Genomic DNA, 25639 nt, shown 5'->3' with positions numbered 1-25639 from the left:
CTTTCGGATCGCGCCGACTTCGGGTCGCGGTGCCCACCACTGCCGGTGAGCGGGGCTCGGTGCGTGCAGTTGCAAGGCGGAGGAGGGAGCCGACGCGATGGGGGTCCCCCGCGCGAGCGAAGCCGAGCGTGGGGGAGTCGGCGGCTGACGACACCGCCGCAGATGTACGTGCCAAGCCTCGCGGCCCAGGCGTGATCCGAAAGGCAGACCCCAAGGCCTAGGCGCAGCCCGGCGTCTCGTCCAGTGCCGCCTCGTCCAGTGCCGCCGTCAGGCGGTCCAGGCGGGCCCGGAGGTCGCGGATCTCCTCGAGGTCGGCGCCCGTCGCCGCGGCGATCCGGCGCGGCACGTGCAGGGCACGCTCGCGCAGGGCGACGCCCTCGTCGGTGAGGTGGACGTGCACGGAGCGCTCGTCACGGGCGTTGCGCTCACGTCGGACGAGGCCGGCCGCCTCCAGACGCTTGAGCAGCGGCGACAGCGTGCCGGAGTCGAGCCGCAGGTGCTCGCCGACCTTCTTGACGGGCAGCTCGCCGTGTTCCCACAGCACCAGCATCACCAGGTACTGGGGGTAGGTGAGCCCGAGGTCCTTGAGGATCACGCGGTAGACGCCGCCGAAAGCGCGCGAGGCGGCGTTCAGGGAGAAGCAGATCTGCTGGTCGAGACGGAGGTAGTCACCGTCGGACGGCGCGGACGGCGCGGACGGCGCGGACGGCGCGGACGGGGCCTCGGGGCTCGGGGTGGGCGTGGCGGTCATGGCTCCAGGATAGCTCTTGCGAGCCATTGAGTTGTGTGCAATTGAATTGCGTGCTCTAATTAAGTCCGTGAGGCGGTCGGACCGGCCGCCCCGGCAAGGACTTTGACTTGAGAGGGACGGTCTCCATGGACGCGATCTACACCGCTGTCGCCACCGCCACCCACGGCCGCGAGGGCCGCGCCGTCAGCTCCGACGGCAAGCTCGACCTGCAGCTGGCCCCTCCGGTGGAGCTGGGCGGGAACGGGCAGGGCACCAACCCCGAGCAGCTCTTCGCCGCCGGTTACGCCGCCTGTTTCGCCAGCGCCCTCGGCCTCGTCGGCCGCGCGGCCAAGGTCGACGTCAGCGAGTCCGCGGTGACCGGTGAGGTCGGCATCGGCAAGCAGGGTGAGGGCTTCGGCCTCAAGGTGACGCTGCGCATCGAGCTGCCCGACTCCGTCGACGAGGCGACCGGTCGCAAGCTCGTCGAGCAGGCTCACCAGGTCTGCCCCTACTCCAACGCGACCCGCGGCAACATCCCGGTCGAGCTCGTCGTCGAGTAGTTCCGGCTTTCGTGAAACATGCTCAGTGCCCCGCGCCCGTGAGGGACGCGGGGCACTGAGCGTTCGGCCTCGGCGGTTGTGTGCCGGCACGACGACGCGCACCGCGGTCGTCCCTCAGTCTCCCGACTCCCGGGCCCTCCGCTCGCGGTGGTACGAGCGCCAGATCAACCGGTGCACTCGCGTCCAGCGGGGGATGGACCGCACGCCGGGGATGAAGGGGACCAGCATCAGACACAGGCTGAGCAGAGCCATCAGGCCCCAGATCAGGGCGTCGGCGTTGCCGGACGACTTGAACGGGTCGATCTGGTACCAGAACGTGTAGAGCCACAGCCATGCCTGGCCCGGGAAGTTCCCGGTCTCGTTCATCATTCCCCACTGGTCACCACCCAGGTGTTCGGCGCGGGCCAGGGACTCCAGGTAGGAACCGTCGGAGAGGAAGAGCAGAGGACGGGTGTAGTCGGTCTGGTAGAACTTGCCCTCGGCCTGCAGTTCCCCGTCGAGGGCACCGGACCTGGCCAGACCGAGTAGGTGCGTGGTGAGAACGGGGACCGGGCCGTAGTCGCCGCCGACGACCTTGGCGGGATCGCCGCCGGGAGACTTGGCCAGTGCATCGGAGTAGGCCTTGGTCCATGCCTGCCGCCGGGAGGCCGGAGCGGCGGCCCAGGCGGCGAGGGCCGCCTTGACGGCCGGCGGTTCGGGGGCATCGGTCAGAGGACGGAGTACGAAGTCCTTGGCGGTGTCCACCGGGATGCGGACCCCGGCGGCATCCTGCAGGCCGACCGGGCCGATCTTCTGGGCGGCATCCGGAGTGTGGTTGTACGGCGGCCCGTACTCGGCCGTTCCGCTGGTGCCGCCGAGTTCGGCCACCGCGGTCGCCGTGAAGTCCGCGCCGTCCGCCCGCGACCAGGAGGCCAGGGTCACCGGCTTGACATCGGGTGAGGAGAAGGCGGAGGCCAGAGCGACGGTGAGGAGCGCGACCGCCACCAGGGCGATCGTGAACTCCTTGACCAGGTCGTACGGCCGGGTGGGGAAAGCGGCCGGGTCCGGTACCCCGGACTTCCGATGGCCTCGGCTCATCACGGCGTCTCCTCCGGTGAGGGTGCCGGCGAGGCCGTGCCGTGGTCCGCGGGATCGGTCGCGCCGATGGGCGGGACGATTCCACGCCATCGGACCAGCAGGACGTGCCAGGCGGTCAGCAGCCCGAGGGTGAACGGGAGCAGCACGATGTGCCACGTCAGCATCTGCCCGAAGTCCAGCACGTTGAAGAACGCGCCGATACCGACCGAGTTGAGCCCGTCCTTGGCCTGCCCGGCGATCCACTGCGAGTCGAAGTTCTGCTGGACCAGGTAGCCGGTGAAGGCGGTGCCGATCGAGGTGAAGAAGCACACCGCGCCGGTGACCCATGTCAGCGCCCGCCGACCGCGCCAGGCCGCCATGAAGAACTTGCCCCACAGGTGGATGACCATGAAGAACATGAGCAGCTCGACGCTCCACAGGTGCAGGCTGTTCACGTACTTCCCGGTGCCCGAGACGTGCCACCACGCGGGTCCCTTCAGCGCGAGCACACCGCCGGTGGCGAGCACCACGATCAGCGAGGCCACGGTGAGCACCCCGAACACGTAGATCCACGAGGCCATGTAGGCCGGTTGGGTGTCCGGCAGCAACTTGTCCGGGGGCAGCGCCGCGACCGCCCTCCGACGCACCTTTCCAGTCCAGCCTCCCCCCGCGGACGCTTTGGCGTACGGCCCGGCGGCCGCGCCGCCCTCACCAGGGCTGCTCATCTGCGGCCTCGGGGGAAGGGCAGCAGCAGGGCGGCCACGAAGACGACCACCATCAAGCCGATGACCACGAGATTCGCGACGGACAACTGGATGACGCCCCAGTGCACATATCGCCCGGTCCCGTTCAGGTCGATGGGCGCGCCGAGCGCACGCCCGCCCGACAGCGAGAGTCCTGTGATTGTCACGATCCGTCCGCCCATTCCTCGCCGAGCCGTCGATGACAAGCGAAGCGCCTCGTGGAGCTCTGGGCATCCGGGCCCGCCCGGTCCAGGGGCTGAACGGCCCAACGAGCGAGGAGCCGCCGGTCGAGGTTGTGCGCACCCGGGACGGGAGGCGTTGAGCGGCATTCTGAGAAGAGGCCGGATCAGCGACCGCAGGACCGTTCGGACGGGTACGGAATCGCCTGGAACCCTCACGCGTTGAGGAAGGCGGACATCGGATGCTGACAAGTACTGGAGGGGCGCAATGGCTGAGCAGACGCAGAGGGCCGTGCTGGCGGGCGGATGTTTCTGGGGGATGCAGGACCTGATCCGCCGGCTCCCGGGCGTGACGGCGACGCGGGTTGGATACACCGGGGGTGATGTGCCGAACGCGACGTACCGTAACCACGGCACGCACGCGGAGGCCATTGAGATCCTCTTCGACCCTGCGAGGACCGACTTCCGCGCGATCCTGGAGTTCTTCTTCCAGATCCACGACCCGAGCACCAAGAACCGCCAGGGCAATGACATCGGCCTCAGCTACCGCTCGGCGATCTACTACGTGGACGACGAGCAGAAGCGGATCGCTGAGGACACGATCGCGGATGTGGACGTCTCCGGTCTGTGGCCGGGCAAGGTCGTCACCGAGCTGGAGCCGGTCGGCCCTTTCTGGGAGGCCGAGCCCGAGCATCAGGACTACCTGCGGCGTTACCCGGACGGCTACACCTGCCACTTCCCCCGCCCGGGATGGCGGCTGCCCGCCCGCGCGGAGGGCTGACCTGCCCCGATCGCTGTGGTCACCGCCCGCAGTGCTGAAGCTGTGTGTCTCAGCCGTCCGCCGTGGCGACGCCGATGGGGCAGGACGTCCCCCAGTCCGTCTCGAACGGGGTACTCAGCTCGACCCCCGTCCCCACCGGCCCGCAGTGGCCGAACGGCCTTTTCACGGGTGGACCCGTGCCAGCACCTCCCCCGTCTCCCGGCTCCGGGCGACCACCGTCGCCTCCTCCGGAACCCGACGCCAGCGCGTGAGCAGCAGCCAGTGGACGTGATACCGCCGGGCGACGGCGGAGCGCTCGGCACGGGTCGACGCCGGGTCGAGATAGGCGCGCACCGCGGCCAGCCGCCGCTGCCGCTCCCTCTCGTCGAGCGCGAGGTCGGGCCAGGCGGGCGCCGCGAGGTCCGACCCGTAGCCCGCGATCAGGTGGACGGAGTAGTACCCGTCCGTGATGACCGCCTGGCCGGGCTTGATGTGCCGTGCCGCCCACGCGTACGTCGGCCAGTGCGGCGGCTGGTCGAAGCCGACCGGGTCGAGCGCGCGCGGCACCACCGCCCCCGCCTGCACGGTGAGGAAACCGACGCACGCCCCGGCGACCGCCGCCCAACCCAGCAGCCGACGCCCGAACCCCCACGGCCGCGCCGCCGCCAGCTCCACCCCGAGCGCGAACTGCAGCGGCACCAGCGTGAGCCCCAGGATCCTGCCGTACGTGTAGTGCCCGCTGACCCAGCCGTACGCCACCGCCAGGCACTCCAGCGCGAACATCAGCGCCAGCGGATCCCGCCACCAGTGCCCTTCGCTGCGCCCGGCCCGCCGCGCCCGCAGCCACAGGGCGGGCACCCCGATCAGCGCCAGCCAGAAGTGCCCGGGCATCCCCTCGTAGAGCCGCTCGTGCATCGCGTCCACGCTGCGGTCCCCGGTCAGCGCGAAGACATCGAAGTACGGCCAGAAGGACGCGACGAGCAAGGCCGTCGCGCCCGCCATGGCCCACCGGCCCACGACGGCCGGCCGCCATCCGCGCTGCCATCCCGCCACGAACGCCACCGCCCCGAGCACCGCCGCGATGGACGTGATCGGGTGCACGAGCAGGATCAGGCCGTACAGCGCGCCGAGCCCCTTGTACCCCCACAGGCTCCGCAGGCCGCTCGGACCGACGTACCGGACGGGTCCGCCGGTACCTCGCGCGTGCCTGCCCGTCAACGCCCAGGCCCAGAAGGTCAGTCCGATGGCGAACGTCGACGGATAGCCGAGGTTCCCCGTCATCGACATCAGTCCCAGATACCCGCTCCACCAGGCCCGCTCGGTGCCCCACAGCAGCACCATCGCGAACAACCCGAGGACCGGGGCCCATGGGCGAGGGGTCAGGACACGGACGAAGCGGCCGATTCCGGTCAGCAGGACCAGCAGGTTGAACGGGCCGGAAAGCCGCACCACCTCCCAGCCGCCCAGGCCTGTCAGCCGGGCGAAGGCTCCCTGGGCGAGCGCGTACGGGGAGTAGTACGGGCTGCCCGCGCCGGGCAGATCCGCCATCGGGTGGAGAGGGTGGAGGAGATGCGCCTTGAGGCGCTCGACGACCGCCGCGTGCTGGCCGGCGTCGCAGCACAGCGGGACGCGCCAGTACGCGAGCGACATCACCAGCCAGAACAGGGCGCCGAAGAGCTGGTACGGGGTCGGACGCCGGGCGGCACCGCCGCGCAGTGCGGTGGCGCCGCGCACGGCCCGTCGGACGAGGACGTCGGCGCTCATCGGGCGGAGAGGGGGGACTGGGTGACGGTTCGCAGCATTTGCCGTATATGCCCACCAGGGTCAATGGCCTAGCCGGATTTCACCTCATCGAGCGACCTCGGTGTGCCGCTTGAGGGGGCCCGGCACCGTACCCGAGGCCTCCACCCGTGGCCGTACGACCCCCTCCAGCAGCAGCGGAAGCCCCACCACCGGCAGCAGCCATGCCAGCACGATCAGCCGGTCGCCCCAGATGTTGATGTCGGGGTGCCCCGCCTGGTTGAGGGCGCCGGTGAACGCGACCGCGAGCAGGAACGCCGCGAAGGCCGGGCGGCGGCGGAGCGCGCCCCACGCGGCGGCCACCAGAGTCGTCAGGAACAGCGGCTCCCAGAACTGTCGGCGCAGCCACTCCACCCAGAAGCTGAGCTCCAGATGGAGGAACTCCGACCACAGGTGGGTGCGGTCGGGGCGGGAGAAGTGGGCCGTGAGCAGGTCCTGCAGGCTCTCGGACTCGGACGGGTAGTGCAGCACTTTCGCTACGGCGACCGCGGCCACCGCGGCGCAGCCCGCCACCGTCGCCAGGGTCCGCAGCGGACCTGTGAGCCCCCGCAGCGGCCGCCGCGGACCCCCGCGCCGTACGCCGATCACCGCGCACGCGCCCGCCAGGCACAGCCCGAGGAACAGCGCGTGCGAGTGCTTCACCGTGAAGAGCAGCGCCAGGGACCCGCCGACCAGCCAGGTTCCGGCCCGCGCGCGGCCCTCCAGCACCAGCGCACAGCCCCAGAGTGCCGCCAGGGTCAGAGTCAGCAGCAGACCCTCGGTCATCGGACGCATCGCCGTCGTGCCGCACGGCAGCACGTAGAAGAGGGCCTGCCCCGACAGGGCCGCGACCGTGGGGGCGCGCAGGGTGCGCAGCACGAGGAAGGCGAGGACGCCTCCGGCGACCGTGATGAGGACGCTCGACGCCCACAGGCCCCACTTCACGCCGAGCACCGTGATGAAGGGGACCAGCAGCGCCGGATACCCCGGCCGCACCTCGAAGATCCGCATGAAGCGGAGCGGCATGAACGGCACGGTGTGCCCCGCCGTCTCCCCGGCCGCGAGCCGCTTCGACACCCCCCACCACTGGTCGCGTCGGCACTCCTCCATGACCCGCTTCGTGGGGCTCGGCCGGTGGAAGTGCACCACGTTGACGCTCTGGTTGCGGCGCGCGATGGACGCCTTGCCGGCGCAGACGTAGTCGATCGTGAGCGCGGCGGCGTCGTGCTTGTTCTCGCCGCGCAGACTCAGCGCGTACGAGAGGTAGTTCTTGGTGTCGGGAGTGTCCCGGCCGGTGATGTTCGCCAGTTGGAGGACGGCGAAGACGGCGGCCAGGACCATCACCCAGAACCGCGGGGAGCGCGGCGACCTGGGCCCGACGACGGAGCGCACGAGCACGCTCACGACGACGCGAGGACGTCGTGCCCCGCCTGCGCGGGCACCGGGACGAGGGGGGCCGGCTCCTCGGCCTTCTCTCCGAGCATCAGCGTCCGCACCACCCGCTCGGCCGCGCGCCCGTCGTCGAACTCGCAGAACCGCGCCCGGAAACCGGCCCGCAGCCGCTCCGCGTCCGCGTCCTGCCACGCTCCGGACGCGAACAGCCACGCCAACTCCCGGTAGGAGCCGACGACATGGCCGGGGGCGTCCGCCGTGATGTCGAAATAGGCGCCCCGGCTCGCCGCATACGCGCCCCAGTCGTCGGTGTGCAGCACGATCGGCCGGTCGAGGTTGGCGTAGTCGAACATGAGGGCCGAGTAGTCCGTGACCAGGACGTCCGAGGCGAGCATCAGGTCCTCGACGTGCGGTTCGTCGGTCGCGTCGACCACGACCCTGCGGCGATGCAGCTCGGACAGGCCCATCCCGCGCGCCGGGCCGTCCGCCAGCGTGGGATGCAGCCGTACGACGAGGGTGTGGCCCTCGCCGAGATCGTCGGCGAAGCGTGCGAGGTCGATACGGTCGATGTGGCCGCCCCGGACGTAGTCGCGGCGCGTCGGCGCGTACAGCACCACCCGGTGGTCGGCGGGGATGCCCAGGCGCGCGCGGACGGCCGAGCCGTCCTCCGGCCGGGCCCGGACGAGGACGTCGTTGCGCGGGCTGCCGCTGCGCAGCGAGGTGAAGTGGCAGGGGTAGGCGCGGTCCCAGACCAGCTCGGAGTGGCGGTTGGCGACGAGGCTGTAGTCCCAGCGGTCGGCGCGGCGCAGCATCTGCGGTACGTCGAAGCCGTGCCGGGCGCCCGGCTTGTCGAGCAGGTCGGCCGCCATGTACTTCAGCGGGGTGCCCTGGTGGGTGTGGACATGGACGCTGTCGGGGCGTTTGGCGAGCGTGCCGGGCCAGTTGACGTTGTTGACGAAGTACGTGGCCCGCGCGGTGACCTGGCGACAGCCCAGGGAGTCGAGGAGCACGTGCTCGACATCCTTCGGAAGCAGTGCCGCCTCTTCTTCGCCCCGCACCACCCACACCCCGCGGATGTGCGGGGCGATCTCCCGCGCCTTGTAGTACACGGCCGCCGGGTCGCCGAGCACCCCGCGGTGCGAGAACGCCGAGTACACCGCCAGGTTCGGGTCCAGCGACCGGTGTTCGTGCACCACGGACCAACCCCGCTTGACCCGCGTGGCGGCCGCCTTGCGCACCTGCTGCCCGCGCAGGCCGAGCTCCCTGCCGAGACGGCCCGCCTGTCGATGGGCCCGGTAGCGCGCGAAGCTGCCCTCCAGGATCCGCAGCTCGCGAGGCACCGGTTCGGCGGTCCGGTGCTTGCGGAAGAGTGCGGCCGTCAGCCGGAAGAACTCGCCCTTGTCGGACTCGGGCAGCCGGTCCGGCTTGGAGAGGATGTCCAGACAGTGCTCGCCCATCTTGCGGTGCAGATACGGGCGCCAACTCGCCAGCCGGGGGCGGGAGTCGAGGAACGCGAAGACCCGCTCGTACTGGTCGTGGATGTCGAAGTGCTTGCGGCTGGTGGTGGACAGGATGTTGCCCTGGCGGCGCTGGCGGTAGGCCAGACAGATCCGGTCCAGCGTGGCGATCCGCTCCGCGCTGAGCATCACCGGGAACGTCCAGGGCGTGTCCTCGTAGTACCCGGGCGGGAAGGCGAAGCCCTCGCGCTCGACGAACTCGCGGCGGTAGACCTTGTTCCACACCACCATCAACAGCTCGAGGATTTCCGGGTGTTCGGCGGCCGTGAAGGTGCCGTCACCCGCCTCCGTGAGCACTCGCGCGAGGACGTTCCTGCGCGTCCCGCCCCACCAGTACGTGCGCGCGTAGTCGAAGACGAGGACGTCGGGGTCGTCCGGGTCGGCGGTCTCCTCCAGCCGGTCGGCGATGGCGCGCAGGGCCCCCGGGGTGAGCGTGTCGTCGCTGTCGAGGAAGAAGAGGAAGTCCCCGGTGGCGTGCGGCATTCCGGCGTTCCGGGCCCGGCCGAGTCCCACGTTCTCGGGCAGGTGCAGCACGCGTACGCGAGGATCGCGGGCCGCGTACTCGTCGAGGACCGCGCCGCAGCCGTCCGGTGAGCAGTCGTCGACGGCGATCACTTCGAGGTCCGTGTACGACTGCTCCAGGACCGAGTCGAGGCACTCGGCCAGAAAGCCCTGCACCTTGAAGACGGGGACGATGATGCTGAAGCGGGGCACGTCAGCTCCTTACGAGGGTGGACGCGGCGGGAGCCGGAAGACGCTCGGCGATCGGCACCACGGGCGGGATGGCCTCGGGCGGTTCACCCAGGAGCACTCTTCGTACGACCCGTTCGGCGGCCCTTCCGTCGTCGAACTGGCAGAAGCGCTCGCGGAATCGGGCACGCAGGGCCGTGGACTTCGGGTCCGCGTAGGAGCCTTCGGCGAAGACCCGGGCGAGGTCCTGCGGGCTGCGGGCCACCGGCCCCGGTGGCGCCTCCATCACGTCGAAGTACACGCCCCGCGTCTCCCGGTAGATCTCCCAGTCGTCCGCGTACACGACGATCGGCCGGTCGAGGTTGGCGTAGTCGAACATGATCGACGAGTAGTCCGTGATCAGCGCGTCGGCGGCCAGGCAGACGTCTTCCGAGGAGCGGTGCGCGGTGACGTCGATGATCCGGCCGCCGCTCCTGTGCGCGGCGCCCTCGTCGTAGAAGTAGTGGGCGCGCAGCAGGACGACGAAGTCCTCCCCGATCTCCTCGCAGAAGGCCTCCAGATCGAGCCGGGCCTCGAAGCCGGTGCTGTAGTCGCGGTGCGTGGGCGCGTAGAGGAGGGCGGTTCTGCCCTCGGGGACGCCCAGGCGTTCACGCACGCGGGTCACGTCGTCGGCGGTCGCCGTGTAGTAGACGTCGTTGCGCGGATAGCCGTACTCCAGCGCCTCGTACGTGCCGGGGAAGGCCCGCTCCCACATCTGGGTGGAGTGCCGGTTGGAGGAGAGGTTGTAGTCCCAGCGGTCCACCCGGGTCAGCAGCTTGGCGAAACTGCCGGTCGCGGCAGCCACCACCGGGTACGTGGACTGGTCGACGCCCATCTTCTTCAGGGGGGTCCCGTGCTGGGTCTGGACATGGACGCTGCCGGGGCGTTTGACGACGCCGTCCGCGAAATTGGCGTTGTTGATCAGGTACTTGGCGCGGGCCAGCACCTCCCAGTAGCGGCGGCTGCCGATCACCGCGTGGTCGATGCCCTTCGGCAGCGCGTCCACCGCTTCGGGCTCGACCAGGAACACCGAGCGGATGTGCGGGGCGAGTTCGCGGGCCTTGGCGTGGATGGCGGCCGGGTTGCAGGCGTAGCCGCGGCCCCAGTACGCGCAGTACACGGCGAGGTTCTCGTCGAGGGCGCGACGGAGGTGGGCCGCGTAGAGCGCGCGGGTGCGCAGCATCCTCGGGTGCGGCACCCGCTGAGCCGACTTCGCGGCCGCCTGGTTGGCTCCGCGCAGCGCCCGGAACGCGCTGTAGGCGCCGGTCGCGAGCAACCGGTGCTGCACCCCGAGACTGCCCGACGGCGGCCGGAACCCGGCCGGGCGGTGGCGTCGGTAGAGCCTGCCCGCGCGGCGGAAGAAGGCCCGGCGGCGGCGCGCGGGCACCCGCGTCGGATGGGCCGCCGTCTTCAGCACGAGGGCGAAGAGCTGACCGAACAGCGCATGCGACTTGGCCGCGGACACGGTCTGTTCGGCCACGCGGGTGAGCACCGATTCGACTTGGTCGAGGAGTTCGAACTGGTGCTCACCCGGGGTGTTGAGACGCCTGCCCTGGCGGCGCAGGTGATGACGTACGCAGACGGTGTGCAGCACCGCCGCGCGTTCGGTCGCGAGGGTCACCAGGCCGCTCCAGCCCGCGTCCGTGAAGTACCCGCCGGGAAAGGCGAGTCGGTGCTCGGCGAGGAAGGCGCGACGGTAGGCCGCGCTCCACGCCGGGGCGTGTGCGCCGAGGACCTCCGGGTCCCTGTCGAGCGGGGGCCTGCTCGACTCGCCCTCCCACCAGTGCACCCGCTCGTGTCCGAAGTAGAGGACATCGGTGTCGGCCCGCAGCGTGGCGTCCAGGGCTCCCAGCGCGCCCGGCACCAGTTCGTCGTCGCCGTCGAGGAAGAGCAGATACGTGCCGTTCGCCGCCGCCATCCCGGCGTTGCGTGCCGCGCTCAGCCCGCCCGACGGCGGCGAGTGGACCGGAGTGACCCGGGAGTGCCGCGCGGCGTACGAGGCGGCGACCGTTCCGGCCGGGGAGTCGGGCGCGTCGCAGACCGGGATCAGCTCGAAGTCGCCGAAGGACTGGGTGAGGACCGAGTCCAGCGCTTGGGCCAGTCGCCCGGCAACTCCATGGGTGGGCACGATGACGCTGAAGCGGGGCATTCTGCTCTTTCTCTCAAGGGGCACTGAGCCGGGGTTTCATCGCCCCGGTCGCCCGGCGGGCCGCCAGGTGGCCGGCCGGGTGGGGGTGGGCCGCGACGGGCTGGAGGGCACGCGGACTCCGGTTCAGAGGTTCTCGGTGACGGGGACGGCAGCGCCGGGCGGCGGCACGGTCGCGAGGGGCGTGGCAGGGCGGGCCGCGGTCGCCGACGGGACCGGGTGGCGTTCGCCGAGCGGGATGAACGGCGGCAGACCGGCGCTCTCACCGAGGACCACACGGCGTACCACCCGCTCCGCGGCGCGCCCGTCGTCGTACGGGCAGAAACGCTCGCGGAAAGCGGCCCGCAGTTGCGCGGAGCGCGAGCCGCGCCAGTGCCCCGACGCGAAGATGTCGATCAGCTCGTCCTCGCTGCGCGCGACCGCGCCGGGCGGGAACGCGCGCAGGTCGAAGTAGGTGCCGCGGGCCGCCTCGTACGCCTCCCAGTCGTCCGCGTGGATCACGATCGGCCGGTCGAGACCCGCGTAGTCGAACATCAGGGACGAGTAGTCGGTGACCAGCGCGTCCGAGGCGAGGCACAGCGACTCGATGCTCGGATGGCCGGACACGTCGATGAGACGGTCACCGGAGGCGCTCGCCGGCGGGGCCTCGTACGCGTGATGGGAGCGGGTCAGCACGACGAAGCGCGGGCCGAGTCGGCGCAGCACGCGTTCCAGGTCGAGGGCTTGGCGCTGGGTGCGGCGGTAGTCGCGGTACGTCGGCGCGTACAGCACGGCGACCGCGCCCTCGGGGATGCCGAGCAACTCGCGCAGCCGGGACACGTCCGCCGAAGTCGCCCGCTGGAACACGTCGTTGCGGGGCAGGCCGTACTCCAGCATCGTGTACGAGGACGGGAAGACGCGCTCCCAGACCAGAGTGGAGTGGCGGTTGGCGGACAGGCAGTAGTCCCACTTGTCGACGCTGCGCAGCAGCTCGGCGAAGTCCGTGCCACGGGCGGCGGCCGGGCGGTCCTGGAGGTCGAGGCCCATGCGCTTGAGCGGGGTCCCGTGCTGCGTCTGGATCATGATCTGGCCGGGGCGCTTGACCAGCCGCCGGTCGAAGTTGACGTTGTTCACCAGGTACTTGGAGCGGGCGAGCGCCGTCCAGTACGCGGCCGTCCCGGGGCGCAGCCTGCGCGTCGAGGCCGGGATCGTGTGGTGGTGCTCGGCATGCGCGATCCACGTGGTGGTGATGTGCGGGGCCCAGGTGCGGAAAGCGGACTCCAGGGCGCCCGGGTTGCAGCCGTGGCCGCGACCCCAGTAGCTGGAGAACACGGCGCGGTCGGCGCGCAGCGGGAGGCGGAGCTGGACGCGGTAGTGGAGTTGCAGCGCGGCGCCGCGGGCCCTGCGGAGCAGCGTCTTGGTCCGGCGCACGGTCTGTCTGTGGATGCGGGACGCCAGTGACAGCAGGCGGTATACGCGGTGGGTGCCCAGCCTGACCAGCACGTGCCGCGCGCGGGTGCGCAGCGGGACGGGGGCGCCCGGTGTGCGGTAACGGCGGTAGTGGGCACGTGACCTGCGCAGGAACTCGGCCCGCGAGCCGCGTGGCAGTCGGCCGCGCTTGAGGAACACCGTCGAGAAGTGGTCGACCATGCGGCGGAACAGGACCGGACGCCAGTGCGCCAGCCCCGGGCGCCGGTCGATGTGCGCGAAGACACGGTCGTACTGTCCGAAGATGTCGAAGTGCTTGCGGCTGCTGGTGCCGAGGATGCTGCCGTGGCGCCGCTGGCGGTAGTGGACGCAGACCCGGTCGAGGGTGGCGATCGTCTCGGCGGACATCAGCGCCGGATAGGTCCAGGGCGTGTCCTCGTAGTAGCCGGGCGGGAAGGCGAAGCCCTCGCGCTCGACGAACTCCCGGCGGTACGCCTTGTTCCACACCACCATCAGGATCCGCAGCAGCCCCGGCCGGTCGACGAGCCGGAACGGCGCCGGGCCCGCCTCCGTCAACTGCGCCGCGAACTGGTTGCGGACGGCCTCGCCCGACCAGTACGTGCGCGCGTAGTCGTAGACCAGGACGTCCGGTTCGGAGGTCTCCTTCAGCCGGTCGGCGATGGCGCGCAGCGCGTTCGGGGTGAGGCTGTCGTCGCTGTCCAGGAAGATCAGGTAGTCGCCGGTGGCGTGTTCGAGGCCCGCGTTGCGGGCGCGGCCCAGGCCCACGTTCTCGGTGAGATGGACAGGGCGTACGCGGGGGTCGCGGGCCGCGAACTCGTCGATGATCGCCCCGCAGGCGTCGGGCGAGCAGTCGTCGACCGCGATCAGTTCGAGGTCCGGGTAGGACTGTTCCAGGACGGAATCCAGGCACTCGTGCAGGTACGCCTGAACCTTGTACGCGGGGACGATGACACTGAACCTGGGCAAGGGACATCCATGGGTCGGCGCGGGCATACCTGCCCGGGAACGGCCGAAGGGGTGACTTGGTTACGCCAGATGTGGCATACGGGGGATGTCCGGTGAACGAGCAGGGGCGGGCCGGTGTCCGGCCCGCCCCTCAAGTGCTCCTTTGCCGAACCTACTTCACCGCGCCCGCCATGACCCCGGACACGAACTGCCGTTGGAACGCGAAGAACACGGCCAGTGGGATCACCATCGAGATGAAGGCGCCCGGTGCCAGCACATCGATGTTGTTGCCGAACTGGCGTACCTGTGTCTGCAGTGCGACCGTGATCGGCTGGCTGCCCGAGTCGGAGAACACCAGCGCGACCAGCATGTCGTTCCACACCCACAGGAACTGGAAGATCCCGAGCGAGGCGATCGCGGGACCGCCGAGCGGCATCACGACCCGTACGAACAAGCGCAGTTCACCGGCGCCGTCCAGTCGGGCCGCCTCCAGGAGCTCGCGCGGGATCTCCGCGAAGAAGTTCCGCAGCAGGAACACCGCGAAGGGCAGACCGAAGCCCACGTGGAAGAAGACCACGCCGGTGATCGACCCGAAGATGCCGATCTTGCCGAAGAGTTCGGCGATCGGGATCAGTGCCACCTGCACGGGAACGACCAGCAGCCCGACCACGCCCAGGAACCACCAGTCGCGGCCGGGGAACTCCATCCAGGCGAAGGCGTACCCCGCGAGCGAACCGATCACGACGACGAGGAGGGTCGCCGGGACCGTGATCAGCACCGTGTTCACCAGCGAGTCGGTGATGTCGCTGTTCTCCAGGAGTTTCTGGTAGCTGTCCACGGTGAGCTGCGAGGGCTCGCTGAAGACCTTCCACCAGCCGCTCGCGCTCATGTCCTCCGGCTTGCGCAGCGAGGACAGCAGCAGCCCGATGGTCGGCACCAGCCAGAACAGCCCGACGAGGAGCAGAAAGACCCGGAGCACACCGCCGCTGACCCCGCTCGCGAGCCGTGAGCCGAGGGACTGCTTCGTCTTCACGGCCGCGACAGGCGCGGCTTTCGTGAGCCTGCCGGCGTGGGTGGTCATCGCCGCACCTCCCGCCTGAGCCTGCGGATGTTGAACAGCATCACCGGGATCACGAGCAGCAGCAGGAACACCGCGATGGCGCTCGCGATGCCCGGCTGGTCCTCCGAGAAGCCCTTGCGGTACAGCTCCAGGGCCAGCACGTTGGCGTCGTCCTGGGACGAGCCCGGCGCGATGATGAAGACCAGGTCGAAGACCTTCAGCACGTTGATCATCAGGGTGACGGTGACGACCGCGAGCACGGGCGCGAGCAGCGGCACCGTGACCCTCCTGAAGACATGCCACTCGTTCGCCCCGTCGACCCGGGCGGCCTCAAGGAGCTCGCGCGGTACACCTGCCAAACCTGCCGCGATCAGCACCATCGCGAAGCCCGCCCACATCCAGATGTACGAGCCGATGATGGCGGGCGTGACCAGGGACGGGCCGAGCCAGTCGAGGCCGTTGTACGGCTCCTTGAAATTGCCCGCCGGGAGCCGGAGTTGGGCCCCGTCGGCCTTGCCCGAGAGCGTGAAGGTGCCGTCGCCGCGGACCTTGGTGGAGTCCACGACCTTGCCGTCCTTGACGGCCTCGACCTTCATGCCCGCGTAGCCGAGCTCACCCGTGTCCACCTGGCCGAGCTTCCCGACCCCCTTGCCGCGGGTGAAGTCCTGCCAGGCCGTGCCGGTGATCTTGCCTGGCTCGGCCTTGGCCTGTACGGCCTTCTTGGCACTGTCGGGCATCTGATCGGGGGCGACCCCGACCAGAGGGAGGGTGACGGACTGCCCGGCCTGGACGGGGTTCTTGGTGATGAACCCGCCCCCTCGGGGTTCGAGGGGTGACTGCCGTCCCGGATGGGCCTTCGGGAACGCGGACGACTCGGCGAACGTGTCGTGGATGCCGACCCAGACCGCGTTCGCGACCCCCTTGTCCGGGTCCTGGTCGTACACCAGCCGGAAGATGATGCCGGAGGCGAGCATCGAGATCGCCATCGGCATGAAGACGACCAGCTTGAACGCCGTTCCCCAGCGCACCCGTTCGGTGAGCACCGCGAAGATCAGCCCGAGGGCGGTCGCGATCGTCGGCGCGAACACCACCCAAATGATGTTGTTCTTGAGCGCGGTGCGAATGCCGTCGTCGGTGAACAGGGACTTGTAGTTGTCGATGCCGGCGAAGCCGTCGCCGGACTGGTTGTAGAAGCTGCGGACGACCGAGTACCCGATCGGGTAGACCACGAGCGCGCCGAGCAGCACGAGGGCAGGCAGCAGGAAGAGGGCTGCCATGGTCTTGCGGGTGCCGGTCACGCTCTTGCGCGGGCGGGGCGCGGCGGGGGTCGGGGGGACCTCCGCCGCCGCTGCCGACGTCATCGCCGGATCAGCTCCCGCTGCCGTACGCCGCCGCCGCGTCCTTCTCCAGCTTCGCCTGGGCGCCCGCTACGTCGGTCGGGTTCTTCAGGAAGTCCTGGAGATCCTTCCACTCGCCCTTGCCGGGCGTGCCGCCGAAGGCCTGCGGGGTCTGGTCGGACATGTCGAAGCGGAAGTCGTCGCCGGCCGCGATGAGCGCCTTGGCGATCTTCTGTTGCACGGCGTTCGGGTACGCCGAGTTCGGCACGTTCTTGTTGGGGGAGAGATAGCCGCCGAGCTTCGCCTGGATCGTCGCCGCGTCCGGCGAGGCCAGGAAGGTGGCGAGTGCCTGGGCCGCCTTGGAGTCCTTGAGGATCACCGCGGCGTCGCCGCCGGAGACCACCGGCGCGGTGCTGCCCACCGTCGGGAACGGGAACACCTTCGCGTCCGTGCCCACCTTCGCCTTCGTCTCCCCGATGTTGACCTGCACGAAGTCGCCCTCGTAGACCATGGCGGACTTCGGCTGGTCGCCGCCGGTGAAGGTCTGCGTCACGGAGGCCGGGAACTCGGTCTGCAGCGCGCCGGCCGCACCGCCCGCGACGAAGTCCTTCTTGCCCCAGATCTGGGCGAGCGTCGTGAGAGCCTGTTTGACGGACGGGTCCGTCCACTTGATCTTGTGCTGGGCGAGCTGGTCGTACTTCTCCGGGCCCGCCTGGGAGAGATAGACGTTCTCGAACCAGTCGGTGAGGGGCCAGCCGTCGGCGCCGGCGACGGAGAACGGGGTGACACCGGAGTCGTAGATCGTCTGCGCGGTGCTCAGGAGGTCCTTCCAGGTCGTGGGCTCCTTCGCGCCCGCGTTCTCGAAGGCCTTGGCGTTGTACCAGATCAGCGACTTGTTGGCGGCCTTGTAATAGACGCCGTACTGCTTGCCGTTGACCTTGCCGATGTCCTGCCAGCCCTGCGAGTAGTTCTTGCTGAGCTCCGCCTGCGCCTCGGCGCCGATCGGCTTCGCCCATTTCTTGTCCACGGCCTGCTTGATGGCCCCGGGTTGCGGCAGCATCGCGACGTCCGGCGGCTTGCCACCGGCGATCTTCGAACCGAGGAAGTTGATGATCGGGTCCTGCGCGGGTACGAAGGTGACCTTCGCGCCGGTGCGCTTCTCGAACTCCGCCAGCACCTTCTTGAAGTTGGCCTGCTCGCCGCCGGTCCACACGGCGGCGACCTCCAGGCTGGAGCCGTCGAGCTTGGGAAGGGTGACGGTGTCGCCGCTGCTGCTCTCCTTGCCGGTGCCGTCGTTCCCCTTGTCCTTGTTGTCGCCGTTGTCGCCGCTGCATGCGGTGAGGGTGAGCGCGCCGGCGATGACGGCGGCTGCGGCGGCTTGTGCGGCCCTGCGTGACCTGTACGTGGAGTGATTGGTGGAGTGATTGGGCGACCTGCGTACACGAAGATTGCTGCGCATCACTGCCCCGTTCTTCGTTCCTCGTCGAACGTCCGAGCGCTGTCCCGTGCGCTCTGGTCTACGCCCGGGGCTTGAGGGCGGCAAGAGCGCCAACGGTGTCAAGTGAGCGATCGTGATTGGGTCGTGACGTGTTGTCGCCTCCCAGGGGCGCGGGGAACTGCGCGACAAGCCCCCACCGGCCGGCAGTCGAAAAACACCCCCGGGGGTCTGGGGGCGGAGCCCCCAGGCACGGGACGGGCAGGGGCGGAGGGGGCGAAACCCCCCGGCACCCACCCACCCGCGCCGGACGCTAAAGCAGCGAGGGCACCTCGACCGCGGCCACAGACCGAGCTGCCCGCTCCAGCGCACTGGCGAGCAACGCCAAGTCCGTCGGCCCGTTGCCGAGCTCGCGAACGGGTCGCCGCGCCGGCGGATCGCCCATGCGATGCCACTCCAGGGGTACGACGGTGGGGCGGAGGGTGGCCGTACGAGGAATGCGCCCGGTGACCCGACCGCCCTGGAAGGGCGTGTCCCGCCCGTCCGGGCGAAGCAGCCGCCCCCGCCCGGGAGCCGGCTCGTCCGGACCCGTGGACACCGCGTCGAGGACGACCCGCACCGCGGCGGACCGCCCCAGCTCGGACCCCGCCGTACGCCCGTCGACCCCGGCCGCCGCCACAAGGTGCACCCCGAGCCGATCTCCCTCACGGGCAACAGCCTCGAGGGCGCGTATGACGGACCCGGCCGCGGGCCGCCCCGGCGAACCCAACGGGGGCGACAGCAGCGCGTCCAGATCGTCGACCACCACGACAAGTCGGGCGAGCGGCGGCCCCGGCTCCGCACGATCCCGCGCGGCCGCCGGCCGCAACCGCAGCGTCGAACTGGGCGGCGCGTCCAGATCTCCGGCGCCGGACGACGCCCCGGACACCATCCCGGGCGACGACGACTTGGCGGAACGCTGGGCCACGATCCGACCCGGCACCTCGCGCCGGGTGTGCCACTCCGTGAAGTCGAGCCGCCCGAGCAGCTCGGCCCGCCGCTTCAGCTCGGCGCTGAGGGCCTGGGCGAACTCCCGCATCCGTACGGGGTCGTTGGCGGTGAGGTGGGTCGTGACATGCGGGAGGTCCGTACAGGCCTGGAGTCCCTCGCCCCGCCCCGCGCCATTGCCCCCGGCACCGTCCCGCCCGTCTATCAGTACGATCCCGAGCCGGTCGGGTCGCTCCGCGGCGGCGAGTGACGCGGCGAGGGAGCGCAGCAGCTCCGTACGACCGCTGCCCGTAGGCCCCTCGATCAGCAGATGCGGGCCCTCTGCGGGGAGATCCACGGCGACGGGCCCGCGCGGCCCGGCTCCGAGCACGACCCGGCCGCGCCCACCGAGCGCCTCGGTGTCGTCGGCCGCGTCCGCCCAACGCGCCATCAGTGAGGCCGGGGTGGCCCGGGCGAGCCCCAACTCGTCGAGCAGACGCGCCACTTGAGGCAGTGGCGCGGATACGCGCGTGTGCCGGTCGCCGTGCGTGCCGTCGGTCCGCAGCGGCGCGAGCGCCCGTGCGAACCGCTCGGCCCACGCGATCGACACGGCGTCGATCGCGGCGACGGTGCCATGCCCCACGGGGCCGCGCGCCAGGTGCCCGGTGGTGCCGATGTGGGTGTGGCCACCGCGCATCGAACCGGCATCCGCCCCGACGGCCCCGGCACGGGGGGAGCCTCCGTGGGTGGCGTCGGCGTGCGGGGGACCGCCCCGAGTAGGGCTGCGGTACGTCGCGCCGTGCGTCGGTTCGACCCGGCCGCCGCGCGCGCGTTCCGCGGAGCCGCCCCGCGAGAACCCCTCGTGTCCGTCCTGCCCGGCCCCTGCGTGGCCGTCCTGCCCGGACCCCCCGAGCCCGCCCCGCCGGGCCCCCGCGGCGTCGCCCGCCGTGCGCCGCGCGGCCGCGCCCGGGGCGGAACCGACAGGCCCGCCCGGCGCGACCCGCATCAGCCGCAGTGCCGTGGCCACGTCCCCGCTGAGCAGCGCGACCGCGCCGCACTCGCGGAACGCCGGCGATGCCTCGCACGCCGCCTCGTACGTCTCCGTCACCGGCGACGCGGGCGATGCCGCAGGGGTCTCGGCGAGGCACACCACATGGATCCCGGCCCGCGCCCCCTCGTGGGTCAGCCGCACCACGGCCTCCCGCACATCGGCGCCCCCGGGGTCCCCGTCCACGACCACCACGGTGTACGGCCCGTCGAAGGCTCCGTCCGTCCCGTCCTCGTCCCGCGCCCAGGAGGGCCGCCGGGCCGCGCCCCGTACATCGTCGCCGGGACGTGGGTCTCGACGGGGGGCCGGAGCCCCCGGCGCGCGGCCCGCTTCGGTCAGGTGGTCCTCCAGACGGCGGAGGAGTTCGTCCGTGCGGGCCGTCGCCTGCTCGCGGTCGTAGGCGAGGAGGAGGCGGCAGTCCTGGCCGTGCGTGGGGCGCAGGTGGGGGAGCCAGCCGAGCCAGGACCACTCGGCGGTGCGCTCCTCGACCGTGCGGGAACGGTCCGTGCTGATCAGGACGATTTCGAGGGCGTCGGGGGAGTGCAGCGCGGCGAGCTGCGCCACGAGCGCGCGGGCCAGCCCCGCGAGGCGCGGACGAGGCCCGGCCAGACCCAGCGCGCCGGCCTCCCGCAGGCCGGCGGTCACCGGCACCGCGGGCAGCAGGCCCGAGCCGTCGGGTGCCGCCCGGTCGGCCGTGCCCAGCCGTACCGTCAGTGCCTCCGGGTGCCCGGGGCCGCGCTCCCACAGCCGCGGTCCCGGCCCCAGTGCGGTGAGCAGCAGCGTCGCGGGGTCGGGCCAGCTCTCCGGCGACTGCGGCACCGTGGGGAGGTGATCTTCTCCTGCGGCTTCCGCGTGGTCGTACGGGTCCTGCCCGGATCCCGCCGGTCCACCGCGTCCTGTGGCCAGTCGCCGCGCCCAGGCGCCGATTCCGCCCCGCCTGCGCACGCCCGACGGGACGTCCGTGCCGCGAGGGGGAGTGCCTTTGCGGGTGCTCGCGGTGCCCGCGCGTGCGGAGTCCGCGGTCTCTGCCGGGGGCGAGCCGTGCCCGGCGGGCTCGGGGGTGCCGTCCCGTTCGGCGCCGCCGCGCGGCCGGCTCTCGATGTGAGGTGCCCCGCCCTGTCCCGGCACAACGGAGGGCGCGGGAGACGGTCCGCCGGAGGGTGGGGCCTGCGGTACGGCTCGACCGTGCTCCTGCGCGCTCGGGACTCCCTCCGCGGCTCCCCACTCCGCCGGTCCATAGGTGTGATGTGTGTCTCCGGTGGGCGACGGGACCGGGGTGTCGTCGGTCAGCCCGGCGGCGGGGATCCGGGTGTCTCCCACGCGCGCGTGGGGCACGGTCGCGGTGGGCGATGCCGGCCCCGGGCGAGCGGGGCCGCCGACATCGGGGGCACCGGTCCCCGGACCGGCGCCGACGGTCACCCGCACATGCCCCTCCCCGTCCGGCGCCTTCTCCAACGCCCCCGCAGCCCCGGGCGGAGCCAGCCGCAGCGCGGACTCGCCGACACGGAGGAGGGCCCCGGGGGCGAGGCGGACGGGGCGGGTGCCGACGCGGGTGCCGTCGAGTGCCGTGCCGTTCGTGGAACCGAGGTCGGCGACCGAGACGCGGCCCTCCGGGGTGACCGTGACCGCGCAGTGCAGGCGGGAGACGTCGGGGTCGTCCAGCGGCACGTCCGCGTCGGCGGAGCGGCCGATGTGGATCTGGCCGCCGTGCAGGAGGTGGACGCCGCCCGCGTCGGGGCCCGCGACCACATGGAGCTGGGCGGCGCCGTCGTCCGCGTCCGGGCCTGGCTCCGCGGGCGCGCCCAGGGACAGCACGGCGCCGTCCGTCAGGGGCGGCTCGCCCAGCGTGCAGCGCTGCCCGTCGAGCCGCTCAGCGCCCGCGTACAGCACGATTTGGCTGTCACCCCCGCCGACCGCCGAGGCCAGGCCCGACGCGACCGCGGCCAGCGCCGTGCCGGCGGGCGCGGTGACCAGCACATCGCAGGCCGCGGCACGCCCCCGCGGCTCCGAGGGCGGCCCCAGCGGGTCTACGACGGTCAGCCGGATCTGCATCGCCGTCAGCGGTCCCTTCCGCGCAGGTGTCCGCGACGAGGACGAGGCTGCGCTGCGGTCCCCCACCGCAGATTCCCCCACCGCACACGGGCACGTCGGCCAGTACTGGAGGCATCCTCGCACCTGCCACTGACAACACGCCCGCCCCCCACCCGTAAGTGATCTTGATTGGTCGGCTCTGCCCGTAAAAGTGCCTGACCAGTGCCCGACCGGTGCCCGCTTGAGATCGGTCACGCCCGCCATTCGGCAACCAAGTGACCGGACCGAGCGTCTTTCCATCGAACACGCGCGGGAAGGCGTACGTAAGCGCTTATGCGAAGCACAGGCGCTCACGGGAAGCACAGAAAGACAACAGCCCAGTGCCATGTGGGACGGCACTACAGTTGGGTCGGAACACCTGTACCACGGTGATCACGGTGGACGGACCAGGCAAGCAAGCAACAGGGAGCGCATGACGTGCGGCCGGTAGGGAGCAAGTACCTCCTTGAGGAGCCGCTTGGGCGCGGCGCCACAGGCACCGTCTGGCGAGCCCGCCAGAGGGAGACCGCGGGCGCCGAGGCGGCCGTGGCCGGCCAGCCCGGCGAAACCGTGGCGATCAAGGTCCTGAAGGAAGAGCTCGCGAGCGACGCGGACATCGTGATGCGGTTCCTGCGGGAGCGGTCGGTGCTGCTCCGCCTGACCCACCCGAACATCGTGCGGGTACGCGACCTCGTCGTCGAAGGCGATCTGCTCGCGCTCGTCATGGACCTGGTCGACGGGCCCGACCTGCACCGCTACCTGCGCGAGAACGGGCCTTTCACTCCCGTCGCCGCCGCCCTCCTCACCGCCCAGGTCGCCGACGCGCTCGCCGCCAGCCACGCCGACGGCGTAGTACACCGCGATCTGAAGCCGGCGAACGTCCTGCTCAAGCAGGACGGCGGCCAGATGCACCCGATGCTGACGGACTTCGGCATCGCCCGGCTCGCCGATTCCCCGGGCCTCACGCGCACCCACGAATTCGTCGGCACGCCCGCGTACGTCGCGCCCGAGTCGGCGGAGGGGCGTCCGCAGACGTCCGCCGTCGACGTCTACGGGGCGGGCATCCTGCTGTACGAGCTGGTCACCGGGCGTCCGCCGTTCGCCGGTGGATCCGCGCTGGAGGTGCTGCACCAGCACCTGAGCGCCGAGCCGCGCCGCCCGTCGACCGTGCCGGACCCGCTGTGGACCGTCATAGAGCGCTGCCTGAGCAAGAACCCGGACGAGCGGCCCAGCGCCGAGAACCTCGCGCGCGGGCTGCGCGCCGTCGCCGCGGGCGTCGGTGTGCACGCGAACGCCGCGCAGATCGCCGCCGCCGAGGGCGTGGGCGCGCTGCTCGCCCCCGACCCGGCCCCGGCGACCGTCCCGGACGTGCCCGGTGCGGCCGACCCCACCCAGGTGCTGCCGCAGGGCGCGGGCGCCTTCGACCCGTATGCCGCGACCAGTGTCCTGCCGCACACCTCCGGGGACGCCGACCCCACGTCCGTCCTCCCGAACCGTGGCGCGGCCGACCCGACCGCCGTCATGCCGCCCGTGCCGCAGCACCAGCCGGGCGGACAGCAGGGTCAGCCGGGCCGCCCCGAGGACCCGCATCCCTGGCAGAACCAGCTGCGCGCGGCCCGCGACCGCAATGAGCAGACGCAGGTCCAGTACCTCGACCCGAACGAGGATCCGCTGCGCCGTCGCCCGCAGCGGCAGGTCGCACGGCCCCAGCAGCGACCGCAGCAGCAGCGTGGGCAGCAGCCGCCGCCCGGATACGGATACCCGCAGCAGCAACAGCCGCAGCAGTACGCGCCGCAGCACCAGCAGCAGCGGTACGCCCCCGCGCCCCAGCAGCAGCCCCAGCGGTACGCGCCTGCTCCGCAGCAGCCTCAGCAGCCCGCGCCGCGCGAGCCGCGGCAGCGCAGCGCCAACCCCATGAAGATCCCGGGGCTCGGCTGCCTCAAGGGGTGTCTGTTCACCATCCTCATCCTGTTCGTCGCGAGTTGGCTGATCTGGGAGTTCAGTCCCCTTCAGGACTGGATCGGCTCGGGCAAGGGGTACTTCGCCCAGCTGAAGGATTGGTACAACACCGTCAGCGGGTGGATCGGGGATCTCGGCGGAGGCGGCTCTTCCGGCAACTGACCCGGGAACAACTGCCCGTCGGGGCAGGCGACTCTGGGGATTTGTCGACATCTGACGGGTGATTTCCGTCTCCGCGGTGAAGATTGACTCGTCGGGCGCGTAGTTTTGTCGGCTGGGGGTCCGGGGCTTGGCCCCCGGGATGGCGCAGCAGCGACAACACGCGTCTCGGTAGGAGCAGTCTTGGCACGCAAGATCGGGAGCCGGTACACCGCGAACCAGATTCTGGGGCGGGGCAGTGCCGGCACGGTGTGGCTGGGCGAGGGGCCGGAGGGGCCCGTCGCCATCAAGCTGCTGCGCGAGGACCTCGCGTCCGACCAGGAGCTCGTGGGGCGCTTCGTGCAGGAGCGCACGGCGCTGCTCGGTCTCGACCATCCGCACGTGGTCGCGGTGCGTGACCTGGTGGTGGACGGCAACGACCTCGCGCTCGTCATGGACCTCGTCCGGGGGACCGATCTGCGGACCCGGCTCGACCGGGAGCGACGGCTCGCCCCCGAGGCCGCGGTCGCGATCGTCGCGGATGTCGCGGACGGGCTCGCGGCCGCGCACGCCGCGGGGGTCGTCCACCGCGATGTGAAGCCCGAGAACGTCCTGCTCGACATGCAGGGCCCGCTGGGTCCCGGCGGATCCCACCCCGCCCTCCTGACCGACTTCGGTGTGGCCAAACTCATCGACTCACCCCGCCGGACCCGGGCCACGAAGATCATCGGTACGCCGGACTATCTCGCGCCCGAGATCATCGAGGGGCTGCCGCCGCGGGCCGCCGTCGACATCTACGCCTTGGCGACCGTCCTGTACGAGCTGCTCGCCGGGTTCACGCCGTTCGGGGGCGGGCACCCGGGGGCGGTCCTGCGCCGGCACGTCACGGAGACCGTCGTACCCCTGCCCGGTATCCCGGACGAGCTCTGGCAGCTGATCGTGCAGTGCCTGGCGAAGGCGCCGGCGTCGCGGCTGCGGGCTTCGGAGCTCGGGGCTCGGCTGCGGGAGCAGTTGCCGCTGCTGGCGGGGATGCCGCCGTTGGACGTGGACTCGCCGGACGCGGAGTCGGCGGACGGGGACGAGGCGTACGAGGAGACGGCGGAGCCGTCCGCTCCCGCGACGCGGGAACGGCGGGGGGCTGTGCCGCTGGTGCCGGGGGCCGCGCCGGACTCGAACCGGGACACGCATACGTCGATGCGGGTACCGGGGCCGGATGAACTGGCGGGGGGAGCACGCGGTACGGCCCGTGCGCCGCGGGCAGCGGGCGCGCCCCGGCCGGGGTCGGCCCGGCATCGGGCCTCCGCGCGGCGGCGGCGCATCACGCTCGGGGCGGCTGCCGTCGCCCTTGTCGCCGCCGTGGGCGTCGGCACCTGGCTCGCCACGTCCGGGGACGACGCGGGGGCGACTCCGCCGGACACGAAGAACTCGGCTCCGGCGTCCCCGTGACCGCTCGGCGGGGCCGGGTGTGGGATTTGTTTCGCCCCCTCCGCCCTGCCCGTCCCGGCCCTGCCCGTCCCGTCCCTGGGGGCTGCGCCCCCAGACCCCCCTGAAAGATCGCGCAGTTTTCCCCGAGCCCCTGAAAGGGTGCGGGGAAGCCCCCACGAACCCGCAGACGCAAGGCTCGAACCCCACCGCAGCCGCGGCGGGGCCCGGGTCCACCGG

At 71.6% G+C, this 25639-nt stretch carries 17 protein-coding genes; 4 read left to right on the top strand and 13 right to left on the bottom strand.

What is annotated here, in order from left to right:
- Nucleotides 1–217: 217 nt before the first annotated feature.
- A complete protein-coding gene (locus tag OG390_RS20070) occupies nt 218–751 on the bottom strand; it encodes a MarR family winged helix-turn-helix transcriptional regulator (RefSeq protein WP_406169753.1) in 534 nt (177 codons plus the stop codon).
- 125 nt (nt 752–876) lie between these two features.
- Here OG390_RS20070 and OG390_RS20065 point away from each other — a divergent pair, with 125 nt between their 5' ends.
- Entirely contained in the window at nt 877–1290 is a 414-nt protein-coding gene (locus OG390_RS20065) for an organic hydroperoxide resistance protein (RefSeq protein WP_399080524.1), read from the top strand.
- A gap of 114 nt (nt 1291–1404) precedes the next feature.
- On the opposite strand, the gene OG390_RS20060 is transcribed toward OG390_RS20065, so the two are convergent.
- Genes OG390_RS20060 through OG390_RS20050 form a run of 3 tightly spaced genes read right to left on the bottom strand, consistent with a single transcriptional unit; the run spans nt 1405 to nt 3256 of the window.
- Nucleotides 1405–2367 carry a hypothetical protein gene (locus OG390_RS20060; protein ID WP_406169751.1) on the bottom strand — a complete coding sequence of 321 codons (963 nt, stop codon included), beginning with the start codon at nt 2365–2367 and terminating at the stop codon, nt 1405–1407.
- Nucleotides 2367–3071, bottom strand: a complete 705-nt coding sequence (locus OG390_RS20055; protein ID WP_406169749.1) for a cytochrome b N-terminal domain-containing protein — start codon at nt 3069–3071, stop codon at nt 2367–2369. The genes OG390_RS20060 and OG390_RS20055 overlap by 1 nt, the downstream gene beginning before the upstream one ends.
- The gene (locus tag OG390_RS20050; RefSeq protein WP_406169747.1) at nt 3068–3256 is read right to left on the bottom strand and encodes a hypothetical protein; all 189 of its coding nucleotides are present in this window, start codon (nt 3254–3256) and stop codon (nt 3068–3070) included. The genes OG390_RS20055 and OG390_RS20050 overlap by 4 nt, the downstream gene beginning before the upstream one ends.
- Before the next feature lie 280 nt (nt 3257–3536).
- Here OG390_RS20050 and msrA point away from each other — a divergent pair, with 280 nt between their 5' ends.
- Nucleotides 3537–4049, top strand: a complete 513-nt coding sequence (msrA, locus tag OG390_RS20045) for a peptide-methionine (S)-S-oxide reductase MsrA (RefSeq protein WP_406169745.1) — start codon at nt 3537–3539, stop codon at nt 4047–4049.
- A gap of 162 nt (nt 4050–4211) precedes the next feature.
- On the opposite strand, the gene OG390_RS20040 is transcribed toward msrA, so the two are convergent.
- The 9 genes from OG390_RS20040 to OG390_RS20000 form a co-directional block, all read right to left on the bottom strand.
- Nucleotides 4212–5792, bottom strand: coding sequence for a hypothetical protein (locus tag OG390_RS20040; RefSeq protein WP_406169743.1), 1581 nt, complete (start codon nt 5790–5792; stop codon nt 4212–4214).
- Between the two features lie 84 nt (nt 5793–5876).
- Entirely contained in the window at nt 5877–7148 is a 1272-nt protein-coding gene (locus OG390_RS20035) for a hypothetical protein (protein ID WP_406177755.1), read from the bottom strand.
- 59 nt (nt 7149–7207) lie between these two features.
- Complete coding sequence (locus OG390_RS20030) at nt 7208–9430, bottom strand: CDP-glycerol glycerophosphotransferase family protein (RefSeq protein ID WP_406169741.1); 2223 nt, start codon at nt 9428–9430, stop codon at nt 7208–7210.
- Between the two features lies 1 nt (nt 9431).
- Nucleotides 9432–11594 (bottom strand): CDP-glycerol glycerophosphotransferase family protein, encoded by a 2163-nt coding sequence (locus OG390_RS20025; protein ID WP_406169739.1) that lies wholly within the window; start codon nt 11592–11594, stop codon nt 9432–9434.
- A gap of 123 nt (nt 11595–11717) precedes the next feature.
- The gene (locus tag OG390_RS20020; RefSeq protein ID WP_406169737.1) at nt 11718–13985 is read right to left on the bottom strand and encodes a CDP-glycerol glycerophosphotransferase family protein; all 2268 of its coding nucleotides are present in this window, start codon (nt 13983–13985) and stop codon (nt 11718–11720) included.
- A 151-nt stretch (nt 13986–14136) separates the two neighbouring features.
- Nucleotides 14137–15045, bottom strand: coding sequence for a carbohydrate ABC transporter permease (locus OG390_RS20015; protein ID WP_406169735.1), 909 nt, complete (start codon nt 15043–15045; stop codon nt 14137–14139).
- Entirely contained in the window at nt 15042–16322 is a 1281-nt protein-coding gene (locus OG390_RS20010; RefSeq protein ID WP_406177754.1) for a carbohydrate ABC transporter permease, read from the bottom strand. The genes OG390_RS20015 and OG390_RS20010 overlap by 4 nt, the downstream gene beginning before the upstream one ends.
- Nucleotides 16323–16392: 70 nt before the next feature.
- On the bottom strand, nt 16393–17820 hold the full coding sequence (locus OG390_RS20005; RefSeq protein WP_406169733.1) for an ABC transporter substrate-binding protein: 1428 nt from the start codon (nt 17818–17820) through the stop codon (nt 16393–16395).
- 289 nt (nt 17821–18109) lie between these two features.
- Nucleotides 18110–21862, bottom strand: a complete 3753-nt coding sequence (locus tag OG390_RS20000) for an FHA domain-containing protein (RefSeq protein WP_406169731.1) — start codon at nt 21860–21862, stop codon at nt 18110–18112.
- A 456-nt stretch (nt 21863–22318) separates the two neighbouring features.
- Between OG390_RS20000 and OG390_RS19995 the strand changes: the two genes are divergently transcribed.
- On the top strand, nt 22319–24001 hold the full coding sequence (locus tag OG390_RS19995) for a serine/threonine-protein kinase (protein WP_406169729.1): 1683 nt from the start codon (nt 22319–22321) through the stop codon (nt 23999–24001).
- A 180-nt stretch (nt 24002–24181) separates the two neighbouring features.
- Nucleotides 24182–25423, top strand: a complete 1242-nt coding sequence (locus tag OG390_RS19990; protein WP_406169727.1) for a serine/threonine-protein kinase — start codon at nt 24182–24184, stop codon at nt 25421–25423.
- Nucleotides 25424–25639 lie beyond the last annotated feature (216 nt).

The organism is Streptomyces sp. NBC_00996 (assembly GCF_045162675.1).
In the GTDB taxonomy this organism is placed as follows: Bacteria; Actinomycetota; Actinomycetes; order Streptomycetales; family Streptomycetaceae; genus Streptomyces.
This window is presented reverse-complemented; position numbering and strand designations above follow the sequence as displayed.